This window comes from Micromonospora sp. H33, from assembly GCF_052068455.1.
Lineage (GTDB): Bacteria > Actinomycetota > Actinomycetes > Mycobacteriales > Micromonosporaceae > Micromonospora.
Genome location: NZ_JBQHDE010000004.1, coordinates 385,844 through 397,355, shown reverse-complemented (window position 1 = coordinate 397,355; position 11,512 = coordinate 385,844). Strand labels below are relative to the sequence as shown.

The 11,512-nt window shown below is 73.1% G+C and carries 9 protein-coding genes; 5 read left to right on the top strand and 4 right to left on the bottom strand.

Features of this window, described 5'->3' with window-relative positions:
* Positions 1-28: 28 nt before the first annotated feature.
* From ACTMS0_RS13640 to ACTMS0_RS13625, 4 genes are all read right to left on the bottom strand, one after another.
* Positions 29-1,096: an NADH:flavin oxidoreductase/NADH oxidase gene (locus tag ACTMS0_RS13640; protein WP_441155511.1), complete on the bottom strand. Its 1,068-nt coding sequence runs from the start codon at positions 1,094-1,096 to the stop codon at positions 29-31.
* Positions 1,097-1,163: 67 nt separating this feature from the next.
* A complete protein-coding gene (locus ACTMS0_RS13635) occupies positions 1,164-2,456 on the bottom strand; it encodes a dicarboxylate/amino acid:cation symporter (RefSeq protein WP_441155510.1) in 1,293 nt (430 codons plus the stop codon).
* A 235-nt stretch (positions 2,457-2,691) separates the two neighbouring features.
* Positions 2,692-3,312: a DUF998 domain-containing protein gene (locus ACTMS0_RS13630; protein WP_441155509.1), complete on the bottom strand. Its 621-nt coding sequence runs from the start codon at positions 3,310-3,312 to the stop codon at positions 2,692-2,694.
* 85 nt (positions 3,313-3,397) lie between these two features.
* Positions 3,398-4,363, bottom strand: coding sequence for a glutathione S-transferase family protein (locus tag ACTMS0_RS13625; protein ID WP_441155508.1), 966 nt, complete (start codon positions 4,361-4,363; stop codon positions 3,398-3,400).
* 106 nt (positions 4,364-4,469) lie between these two features.
* Here ACTMS0_RS13625 and pcaF point away from each other — a divergent pair, with 106 nt between their 5' ends.
* From pcaF to ACTMS0_RS13600, 5 genes are all read left to right on the top strand, one after another.
* Positions 4,470-5,675: a 3-oxoadipyl-CoA thiolase gene (pcaF, locus tag ACTMS0_RS13620; protein ID WP_441155507.1), complete on the top strand. Its 1,206-nt coding sequence runs from the start codon at positions 4,470-4,472 to the stop codon at positions 5,673-5,675.
* A 291-nt stretch (positions 5,676-5,966) separates the two neighbouring features.
* A complete protein-coding gene (locus tag ACTMS0_RS13615) occupies positions 5,967-6,785 on the top strand; it encodes an SAM-dependent methyltransferase (RefSeq protein WP_441155506.1) in 819 nt (272 codons plus the stop codon).
* Between the two features lie 5 nt (positions 6,786-6,790).
* Positions 6,791-8,953, top strand: coding sequence for a putative bifunctional diguanylate cyclase/phosphodiesterase (locus ACTMS0_RS13610; RefSeq protein ID WP_441155505.1), 2,163 nt, complete (start codon positions 6,791-6,793; stop codon positions 8,951-8,953).
* 76 nt (positions 8,954-9,029) lie between these two features.
* Positions 9,030-9,530, top strand: a complete 501-nt coding sequence (locus ACTMS0_RS13605; RefSeq protein WP_441155504.1) for a DUF456 domain-containing protein — start codon at positions 9,030-9,032, stop codon at positions 9,528-9,530.
* A 377-nt stretch (positions 9,531-9,907) separates the two neighbouring features.
* Positions 9,908-11,467, top strand: a complete 1,560-nt coding sequence (locus ACTMS0_RS13600) for an amino acid permease (RefSeq protein ID WP_441155503.1) — start codon at positions 9,908-9,910, stop codon at positions 11,465-11,467.
* The last annotated feature ends 45 nt before the right edge of the window (positions 11,468-11,512 follow it).

Genomic DNA, 11,512 nt, shown 5'->3' with positions numbered 1-11,512 from the left:
GGGGGCGGGGCCGGGGTGGGTGTTGGTGTCAGGTGGCTCGGTGGTACTGGGCGGGCCAGGTGGATGCGGCGCCGAGCTTTGCGGCGGCGCGGTGCGGCCAGTACGGGTCGCGGAGCAGTTCCCGGCCGAGCAGCACCAGGTCGGCGTCACCGGTCGCCACGATCTGCTCGGCCTGCTCCGGCTCCAGGATCAGGCCGACCGCGCCGGTGGCGACGCCGGCCTCCCGGCGGACCCGGGCGGCCAGCGGCACCTGGTAGCCCGGACCGACCGGAACGACCGCGTCGGGCGACGCCCCGCCGGAGGAGCAGTCGACGAGGTCGACGCCGGCGGCGGCCAGCTCACCGGCGAGCACGACGCTGTCGTCGACCGACCAGCCGCCGTCCACCCAGTCGGTGGCGGAGATCCGGGCCAGCACCGGCACGTCCTCGCCGACGGCGGCGCGGACCGCCCGCGCCACCGTGAGGGTGAGGCGCATCCGCCCGGCGCGGTCGCCGCCCCACTGGTCGGTGCGCTGGTTCGTCAGCGGCGACAGGAACTCGTGCAGCAGGTAGCCGTGCGCGGCGTGGATCTCGACGGCCCGGAAGCCCGCGTCGACGGCGCGGCCGGCCGCGGTCGCGAACGCCTCGACCACTCCGGCGATGCCGGATTCGTCCAGCGCGGTCGGACGCCGGTAGTCGGGGACGAAGGGTTCGGCGCCCGGGCCGACGGGCGTCCAGCCGCCCTCGGCGTCTGGCACCCCGCCCCGCCGCGGCGCCCACGGCCGGTACGTGGACGCCTTGAACCCGGCGTGCGCCAGCTGCACCGCCGGAACCGCGCCCTGCGCGGCGACGAACGCGGTGACGGGCCGCCACGCGTCGACGTGTGCGCCGGACCAGAGTCCGGTGTCCTGGGGGCTGATCCGGCCCTCGGGCAGCACGGCGGTGGCCTCGGTGAGGACGAGGCCGGCGCCGCCGACGGCCCGGGTGCCGAGGTGCACGAGGTGCCAGTCGGTGGGCAGGCCGTCCGGGCCGGCGGAGTACTGGCACATCGGCGCGAGGGCCACCCGGTTGGGCAGCGTCACCGCGCGCAGGGCGAGGGGGGTGAACAGGGCGGTCATCTCGTTTTCCTCTCGACAGCGCGACGGAGGACACCCGGACGGTGTCCTCCGTCGCGGACGGGGGTCGTCAGGCCGGGACGGGCGCCAGTTCCTCGTCCCGGGCCGGCTGCGGCTCGCGCTCGACGGCGTCCCGCCGGCCGACCGAGTCGTACGCGGCACGGTCGAGGGTGCCCTCACGGGCGGAGACGATCGTCGGCACGAGCGCCTGGCCGGCCACGTTGGTGGCGGTCCGGATCATGTCCAGGATCGGGTCGATGGCCAGCAGCAGACCCGCACCGGCCAGCGGCAGGCCGAGCGTGCTCAGGGTCAGGGTGAGCATGACGATCGCTCCGGTCAGGCCGGCGGTCGCCGCCGAGCCGACCACGGAGACGAAGGCGATCAGCAGGTAGTCGGTGACGCCCAGGTCCACCCCGAAGACCTGCGCCACGAAGATCGCGGCCAGGGCCGGGTAGATCGCCGCGCAGCCGTCCATCTTCGTGGTGGCGCCGAAGGGCACCGCGAAGGAGGCGTACTCGCGGGGGACGCCGAGGCGCTCGACCGAGCGCTGGGTCACCGGCATGGTGCCCACCGAGGAGCGGGAGACGAACGCCAGCTCGATCGCCGGCCAGGCGCCGGCGAAGAAGCGCAGCGGGTTGAGCCGGCCGGCCGCCACCAGCAGCAGCGGGTAGACCACGAACAGGACGATCGCGCAGCCGACGTACACGGCGGTGGTGAAGCGCGCGAGCGGGGCCAGCAGGTCCCAGCCGTACGAGGCGACGGCGTTGCCGATCAGGCCCAGGGTGCCGATCGGGGCGAGCCGGATCACCCACCACAGCGCCTTCTGGACGATCTCCAGCAGCGCGCGGTTGAGCTCGACGAACGGCTCGGCGGCCTTGCCGACCAGCAGGGCGGCGGCGCCGACGACGAGGGCGAGGAAGACGATCTGGAGGACGTTGCCCTCGACGAACGCGCCGACCGGGTTGGTCGGCACGATGCCGGTGAGGAAGTCGGTCCACGAGCCGGTCTTCTTCGGCGCGGTGGCGGCGGCGGTGTCCAGGGTGACCCCGCGGCCCGGGTCGGTGAGGAGGCCGAGGCCGATGCCGACGCTCACCGCGATCAGCGCGGTCACGCCGAACCAGAGCAGGGTCTTCAGTGCCAGCCGGGCGGCGTTCGTCACGCCGCGCAGGCTGACCACGCTGACCACGATGGCGGTGAAGACCAGCGGCGGCACGGCCAGCTTGAGCAGCTGGACGAAGAGTCCGCCCACGGTGTCGAGGGTGCTGGTCAGCCAGGTCAGGTCGTTCGCGCGGGCGAGGAAGCCGAGCGCCACGCCGAGGACGAGGCCGAGCAGGATCTGCACGGAGAAAGGGATTTTGCGCATGAAGGGTCCAAGTCCGGAAGAAGGGTCGGTCAGGGCGGGTCAGGGGAGAAGCCGCGCCGGACAGACGCCGCTGGCCTGCAGTCGAAGATCGACGTACAGGCGCACGGTGAGATTCCAGACGTTGGTCATCGCCGATCGACGGTACGCCGCCGGCCAGCAAGTTGGAAGGACCGATCCCCGTGACGCACCTTACAAGGCCGTCTCGACGGGGTGGGCCGACCGCGTCGGATCTTCTTCACCTGCGGAGGGCGATGGTGGTGGCGGTGGCTGTGCCCCAGAGGAGGCAGACCAGCAGGAGCAGCCGTTCCAGCACCGCGATCAGGGTGCCCCGCCCGACGGCGAGCAGGGTCACCGCCGTCGCGGCCGACAGCGGGAGCGCCATGCCGGCAGCCACGGCGCCGAGCCGCCGCAGGGACGCCGGTGCGTCGGGGGTGAGCGCGGTCGCCAGCATCGACAGCACCACGGCACCGACCGCCGCGATGCTCGCCCCGCCATGCACCAGGTCCGCCGTGGTCGCCTGCTCGTAGGGCGGCAGTGGGCAACTCGCGCTGCACGCCACCGCACCGGAGACGAGCGCGGCGACTCCGCCGGCCGCGAGCATGGCGGCGGCCAGGCGGAGCACCGGCGGCAGCGCCGCGGCCAGCAGCAACACCCCGCCGGCCAGGGTGAAGATCCCGATGCGGTACGTCAACGCATAGGTGGTGTCGGTGACGCCCGCCTCGCTCACGTACCCCGCCAGACCTGGACCGGGACCGGCGGCCACGGCGACCGCCACGGCGACGGCGCCCGCGACGGCGCTGCCGGCAGCGGCCGACGCGGCGATGACCCGGGAGGTACCGCCGGCGGCGCGCCGCACGAACGAGCCGGCCCGACGTCCGGTCCCGTCGGCCGGGAGTTCGGTTCTGGCGGGGCGGCGGCCGGGCCCGCCCGCCCGGCGGGGGTTACCCACGTCCGTGGGGCGTCGTCCAGCCGGAGAGGTCCGGACCGAGCGGCACGATGCCGGTCGGGTTGATCGCCTTGTGGGTGGCGTAGTAGTGCCGCTTGATGTGGTCGAAGTCCACCGTCTCGCCGAAGCCCGGCGTCTGGAACAGGTCCCGGGCGTACGCCCACAGCACCGGCATCTCGGTCAGCTTGTGCCGGTTGCACTTGAAGTGCCCGTGGTACGCCACGTCGAAGCGGACCAGGGTGGTGAACAGGCGCACGTCGGCCTCGGTGATCGAGTCCCCCATCAGGTAGCGCCGGCCGGCCAGGCGCTCCGACAGCGCGTCCAGCCGGGCGAACAGCGTCTCGAACGCCTCGTCGTACGCCGCCTGGGAGGTCGCGAACCCGCACCGGTAGACGCCGTTGTTCACGTCCCGGTGGATCTCCGCCATCAGCGCGTCCATCTCCGGCCGCAGTTCCACCGGGTACAGGTCCGGCGCCCCCGGCTTGTGGAAACGCCGCCACTCGGTCGAGAAGTCGAGCGTGAGCTGCGGGTAGTCGTTGGTGACCACCCGACCGGTGAGCGTGTCGACCAGCGCCGGCACGGTCACCCGGCCGGTGTAGTCCGGGTCGGTCGCGAGGTACGCCTCGGAGAGGAAGCCGATGCCGAGCGCCGGGTCGAACCCGTCCGGATCGAGGGTGAACCGCCAACCCCGCTCGTCCCGGATCGGGTCCACCGTGCCCAGGGAGATCACGTCGTCCAGCCCGAGCAGGCTGCGGACGATCCGGGCCCGGTGCGCCCAGGGGCAGGCCCGGCACCAGATCAACCGGTAGCGGCCGGGCTCCAACGGCCAGCGGTCCTGGTCGTCCGGTCCAGCTCCCGGCGCGGCGGTGGAATGCGGGGTGACGCGACCGGCGAACCGGTTGGGCTGGCGGACGAACTCGCCACCGCGACTGGTCTCTGCGCTGAACTGGGCCCGGGCCATGCCGTCAACCTATCCCGTCCGGGCGCGGATATCCTGGCCCCGGAGCGCCACCCGCGACCCGGTGGGGCGCTCCTGCCCCGCCCTTCCCACCCCCGAAGGACTCGCGATGACCGTGGCATACCTGGTGGCCGGTGTCCGCACCCCGATCGGCCGGTACGCCGGCGCGCTCGCCGGCGTCCGCCCCGACGACCTGGCCGCGCACGTGATCCGCGAGCTGGTCGCCCGCCACCCGTCGGTGGACTGGGCCCGCACCGACGACGTGATCCTCGGCTGCGCGAACCAGGCCGGCGAGGACAACCGCAACGTGGCCCGGATGGCGGCGCTGCTCGGTGGCCTGCCCGAGGAGGTGCCCGGCAGCACGGTCAACCGGCTCTGCGGCTCCGGCCTCGACGCCCTCGCGTCCGCTGCCCGGTCGATCGTCGCCGGCGAGGCCGACCTCGTGGTGGCGGGCGGCGTGGAGAGCATGAGCCGGGCGCCGTTCGTGATGCCGAAGGCGGAGACCGCCTTCGCCCGCACCGCCGAGGTGTACGACACCACCATCGGTTGGCGGCTGGTCAACCCGCTGATGAAGCGGGGTTGGGGGATCGACTCGATGCCGGAGACGGCGGAGAACGTCGCCGCCGAGTACGGCGTCGACCGCGCCGCCCAGGACGAGTTCGCGTACCGCTCCCAGCAGCGCGCCGCGAAGGCGCAGGCCGACGGCCGGTTCGCCGAGGAGATCGTGCCGGTCACCGCTCCCGCCGGTCGCCGGCAGACGAAGCTGGTCGAGGTCGACGAGCACCCTCGGGAGACGTCGCTGGAGAAGCTCGCGGCGTTGCCCACGCCGTTCCGCGACGGCGGCACGGTGACCGCCGGCAACTCCTCCGGCGTCAACGACGGCGCGGTGGCGCTGCTGGTCGCGTCCGAGGCGGCGGTCGCCCGGTACGGGCTGACTCCGCTGGCGCGGGTGGCCGGGGCCGCCGCGGCCGGCGTACCCCCGCGGATCATGGGGGTCGGGCCGGTGCCGGCCACCCGCAAGCTGCTCGACCGGCGCGGTCTGGCGCTGGGCGACGTGGACGTGGTCGAGCTGAACGAGGCGTTCGCCGCGCAGGCGGTGGCCGTGCTGCGCGAGCTGGGCCTGCCCGAGGACGCCGAGCACGTCAACCCGAACGGCGGCGCGATCGCGCTGGGGCATCCGCTCGGCGCGAGCGGCGCCCGGCTGGCCCTGACCGCCGCGCTGGAGCTGCGTCGCCGCGGCGGCCGGCGCGCGCTCGCCACCATGTGCGTCGGTGTGGGCCAGGGCATCTCGCTGCTGCTGGAGGCCGCCGACTGAGCCGGCCGCGCCGCACCGTCGGCGCCGGGCCCCGGCGGATGGCCGGCGGCCGAGTGAAATACCGGCCACTGTGGTCGGTCGACTCCTCTCGGTGACGGCGGCACAGTCCCGCGACGACGTCCATCCGGCGGTCGGCGAAGTGGGGGCCTTGGATCTCCCGTACGCGATGGGGCGCGCCTAGAGTGGGAGCACCACACGATCCGCGGGTCGGCCGGTGCGCCTCCGCGTCTGCGCACGCGCCGCGACACCGGTTCCCTCCCGCACCGCGGCGACGACATGGGGTGCAGCACAGTGCAGATGCCGGACGGACTTCCCGCCGAGATCGACCTCTCCCGGCCGAGCGCGGCCCGGGTGTACGACTACTTCCTCGGCGGCGCCCACAACTTCGAGATCGACCGGCAGCTCGCCGAGCAGATCGCGAGCATGACCCCGAACCTGGCGGGCACCATGCGCGCGGGCCGGGAGTTCCTCCGCCGAGCCGTACGGGCGTTGCTGGACGCCGGCATCGACCAGTTCCTCGACATCGGCTCCGGCATCCCGACCGTGGGCAACGTGCACGAGGTCGCCCAGTCCGCGAACCCGAAGGCCCGGGTGGTCTACGTGGACATCGACCCGGTCGCCGTGGCGCACAGCCGGGAGCTGCTGGCGGGCAACGACCTGACCGCGGTCATCCACGCCGACCTGCGGGAGCCGGGGCGGATCCTCGCCGAGTCCCGGGAGCCCGGCCTGCTCGACTTCAACCGGCCGCTCGGCATCCTGCTCGCCGGGGTGGTGCACTTCATCCCGGACGCCGATCGGCCCGGCGACATCCTGGCCACGCTCCGGTCCGCCGCCGCCCCCGGCAGCCACCTGGTGATCTCCCATTCCACGTACGAGGACCAGCCGCAGGAGATGCTCGACGCCCAACGGCTGTCGGCGCGGACCGACACCGAGATCACCCTGCGCTCCCGCGCCGAGATCACCAGCTTCTTCGGGGACTGGACGATCCTCGAGCCGGGCGTCGTCCACATGCCGCTGTGGCGGCCCGACTCCCCGTCGGACGTGGACGACAAGCCGGAACAGTTCGGCGCGTTCGGCGGCGTGGCCCGGTACGACCGGCCCGCCGGCTGATCGAGGTGGCCGCCGTCCCCGAGCCGGGCGGGCACGAGGTCAGCCGGGCCGGCGCCCAGGGGTACGCGGCCGAGTGGGCCCGTGCCGTACGCCGGCTCGGCTTCGTGCCGCTGAGCGCCGGTGAGACCGAGCGGCTGCTGCACCGGCACACCGTTCGGCTGGCGCAGGCTCTGCTCGCCGAGCCGTTCTCGACCCGCCCGGCCGCCGAGATCGGTCGGGCGCTGGTCGAGGCGCACCTGACCGAACCGGGCGTGCTCGACTGGTCCGTGCAGGCCCTCGGTGACCGCTTCCTCGCCCAGGTGCTGCCCGACGGGGTGCGTACGGACGCGGCGGCCGACCGGATCGCCGCGTTGCAGGGCGCGCTCGCGGCCGGGTTCGCCCGCGCGCTGCGGGACCGCACCTTCGCCCAGCAGGAGCGGATCGCCCGGTCCGCCTGGCAGGCCCGGGACGAGGTGGAGCAGGCGCTGCGGGACAGCGAGGCCCGGTTCCGGGCGGTGTTCAGCGGTGCGGCCATGGGCATCGGCATCGCCGGCGTCGACGGTCAGGTCATCGACGTCAACCAGGCGTTCGCCGACATGCTCGGGTACTCCATCGAGGAGCTGCGGCAGATCAACGTGGCGTCGCTGTTCCACGCCGACGACGCGGCCGGGATGTGGGAGCTGTACCAGGAGCTGATCGAGGGCAAGCACGACTCCGCCCGGGTCGAGAAGCGCTACTACCGCAAGGACGGCAGCGTCGTCTGGACCGACCTGGCCGTCTCGCTGGTCCGGTACGACGACGGCCGCCCCCGCTTCACCGTCGCGATGGTCGAGGACATCACCGAGCGGTACGAGCTCCAGCAGCGCCTCCGCTTCCAGGCGCTGCACGATCCGCTGACCGGCCTGCCCAACCGGACGCTCTTCTTCGAGACCCTCGGCCTGGTCTTCGACACCACCGACGCCGAGCGCCGCGTCGGCCTCTGCTTCCTCGACCTCGACGGTTTCAAGGCGGTCAACGACAGTTTCGGCCACGACCTCGGCGACCGGTTGCTGGTGGCGATCGCCCGCCGACTGGCCGACTGCGTCGCCGGTCGCGGCCACCTGGTCGCCCGGATGGGCGGTGACGAGTTCGTCATCCTGGTCGACGACGGCGAGGAGATCGACGACGTGGTGGCGGTGGCCGAGGCCGCCCTGGCCGCCGTCGCCGCCCCGGTTCGCATCGGCGACCACCAGCTCGCGGTCTCGGCGAGCGTCGGCATCGTCGAGTGCCCGGTCGGCACGACCAGCGTGTCGGAGCTGATGAAGGCCGCCGACACCACGCTGTACTGGGCCAAGGCCGAGGGCCGGGGCCGGTGGGCGGTGTGGGACCCGGAGCGCAGCGCGCAGGACATCGCCCGCTCCGCGCTGGTCGCCGGGCTGCCGGCGGCCCTGGACCGGGGCGAGTTCGTGCTGCACTACCAGCCGATCGTGTCCCTGCTGGAGGGCTCGATGCTGGCCGTCGAGGCGCTCGTCCGCTGGCAGCACCCGGAGCTGGGTCTGGTCGGCCCGGACCGGTTCATCGGCCTCGCCGAGGAGACCGGCCTGATCGTCCGGCTCGGCGAGTGGGTGCTGCGGCAGGCGTGCCGGGACGCGCAGGCGTGGCGGCGCGAGTTCCCGGATGGCCGCCTGGTGGTGAGCGTCAACCTCGCCGCCCGGCAGGCGGAGGATCCGGCCATCGTGGACACCGTCGCCGACGCGCTGGCGCGCAGCGGGCTCCCCGCCCACCTGTTGCAGCTCGAGCTGACCGAGAGCGCCGTGATGGGCACCGCCGGCGAGCCGCTGCGGTCGCTGCACCGCCTGGCCGGGCTGGGCGTACGGCTGGCGATCGACGACTTCGGCACCGGGTACTCGAACCTGGCGTACCTGCGCCGGCTGCCGATCCACTGCCTCAAGCTCGCCGGGCCGTTCGTGGAGGGCATCCGCGGCGACGGCCCGGAGGCGGCGGCCGGCCACCGGGACGAGCGGATCGTGGACGCCCTGGTTCGGCTGGCACACGCCCTGGAGCTGTGGGTCACCGCCGAGGCGGTGGAGACCGAGGTGCAGGCCGAGCGGCTGCGGGCGCTGCGCTGCGACACCGGGCAGGGGCGCTGGTTCGGTCCGCCGGTGCCGGCGGCCGAGATCACCGCCCGGCTCCGCGGGGCGGGAACATGACGGGCGTACGCCCGGCGGAGCTCGGCGGACGGGTGGCGCGCGCGCCGGCGCGGCCGGCTGGCGGGAGAGTGGCGACGTGGGGCTGACGGACACGCCGGCGTTGGTCTCCGTGGTCGCCGGGCTGGCGATCCTGGCCGGCCTGGCGGGTGTGGTGGTGCCCGGGTTGCCGGCACTGCCGCTGTGCTGGGGCGGCGTGCTGGTCTGGGCGCTGTTCGGCGACGCCGGGCCGGGGCGGTGGGTGGTGCTCGCTCTCGCCACCGTGGTCACCGTCGGCGGGGCGGTGGTCAAGTACGCCTGGCCGGGGCGCAACCTCAAGCAGAGCGGCGTGCCGACGTCCTCGCTGCTGGCCGGCGGGCTGTTGGGGTTGGTGGGCTTCTTCGTGATCCCGGTGGTGGGGCTGGTGCTCGGCTTCGTCGGCGGGGTGTGGGGCGCCGAGCGGCTGCGGCTGGGCAGCAACGCGCTCGCGTGGCCGGCCACCGTGCAGGCCCTCAAGGCGGCCGGGCTCTCGATGCTGGTGGAGTTCCTCGCCGGGTTGACCGTGGCCGGCCTCTGGGTCGCCGGCCTGCTGTTCGCCTGAGCCGCAGCCGCAGCCGCAGCCGTAGCCGTAGCCGCAGCCGGGTAGGGGCGGCGGCGCGGGGGACCCGTCGGGCACGGCGGAGCGCCGTACGTGAGAGAGAGGTGGTGGGTGCCCCGCGCCGCCGCGGACCGGGCGTTGCCGAGCGCCCGGCGGTGGCCCGTCGTGATCGGGCCTGGTCACGACGTCAAGCATGCGGTCGACGCAGCCGGCTCGGCAATGCATTTAGAGCGGGGCACCGCAGCCCGGCATCGGTTAATGGTCTGGTCCTGGATATTTTTCGGTCGATCTCCATTGACCTGCCTCGGGGCGTGGGCTCATCATCCCGTCAGAAGTGGCGCACGTCACAGCCTTCATCCCCGCGGTCCAAGGAGGCATCGATGAGCTCAACGATCCAGGACGGCGTACCTCCACCCCCGGTCACCGACGAGGAGCGCCTCGCGCAGCTGGGATACAAGCAGGAGTTGCGTCGAAAGCTGTCCGGCTTCTCCAACTTCGCGGTCTCGTTCTCCATCATCTCCATCCTGGCCGGAGCGATCACCTCGTACGGCATCGCCATGACGGCCGGCGGGCCGCTGGCGATCACCCTGGGCTGGCTCCTCGTCGGCGTCATGGTGATCTTCGTAGCGCTGGCCATGGCCGAGATCTGCTCGGTCTACCCCACCGCCGGCGCGCTGTACTGGTGGGCCGCCGCGCTGGCCAAGCGGAACAAGGCCGCGTGGGCCTGGTTCGTCGGGTGGTTCAACTTCCTGGGCGAGGTGGCGGTGACCGCCGCCATCGACTTTGGTGCGGCGATCACCACGTCGGCCTTCCTGAGCCTCACGTTCGACATGGAGGTGACGGCCGAGCGCACCTTCCTGATCTTCCTGGCCATCATCATCGCCCACGGCCTGCTCAACACCTTCGGCGTCAACCTCGTGCGGGTCCTCTCGGACGTCAGCGCCTGGTGGCACCTCGTCGGCGTGGCGGTCATCGTCGCCGTGCTCGCGATCGTGCCGGACCAGCACAAGCCGATCTCCGAGGTCTTCCTCGAGGTGCGCAACGAGACCGGCTTCACCTTCGCCGGCGCGGCCGGGTACGCCGTGCTCATCGGTCTGCTGATGGCGCAGTACACGTACACCGGCTACGACGCCAGCGCCCACGTGGCGGAGGAGACGCACGACGCCGCGCGCTCCGCGCCTCGGGGCATCGTGATGTCGGTGGTGGTCTCGGTCATCGCCGGCTTCGTGCTCCTGTTCGCCATCACCTGGTCCATCCAGGACTACGAGGCCCAGCGGACGACGGACCTGGGTCTGCCCCCGGCGCAGATCTTCATCGACGCGGCCGGGCACGACCTCGGCACCTTCCTGCTCTTCATCTGCGTGGTCGCCCAGTTCTTCTGCGGCATGGCGTCGGTCACGGCGAACTCGCGGATGGCGTACGCGTTCAGCCGCGACGGCGCGTTGCCGGGCTCCCGGATCTGGAAGCGCGTCAACCTCCGCACCGGCACGCCGACGAACTCGATCTGGCTCTGCGTCGCCTGCTCATCGCTGCTGGTCCTGCCGTCGCTCTGGAACACCACCGCGTACCTCGCGGCCACGTCCATCGCGGTGATCGGTCTCTACATCGCGTACGTGGCACCGGTCTTCCTGCGCCGGCGTACGCCGGACTTCGCGGTCGGCCCGTGGAACCTGGGTCGGTGGAGCGCGCCGGTCGGGTGGATCGCGATCGTCTGGGTCGCGATCATCTGCGTCCTGTTCGTGCTGCCGACCAGCAGCCCCGTCACCGCCGCCACGTTCAACTACACGATCGTCGCGGTCGGCGTCGTGCTCGGTGGCGCCTGGCTGTGGTGGGTGCTCAGCGCCCGGCGCTGGTTCACCGGCCCCCGCCACAACGTGGCGGATCCGGTGATCCCCAGGCCGGCGACGGGCACGGAGCCCGTCACCGAGCCGACCGAGTAGGGCATAGGTTGCCCGGGTGGCGGGTGCTCCGGAGGACACCCGCCA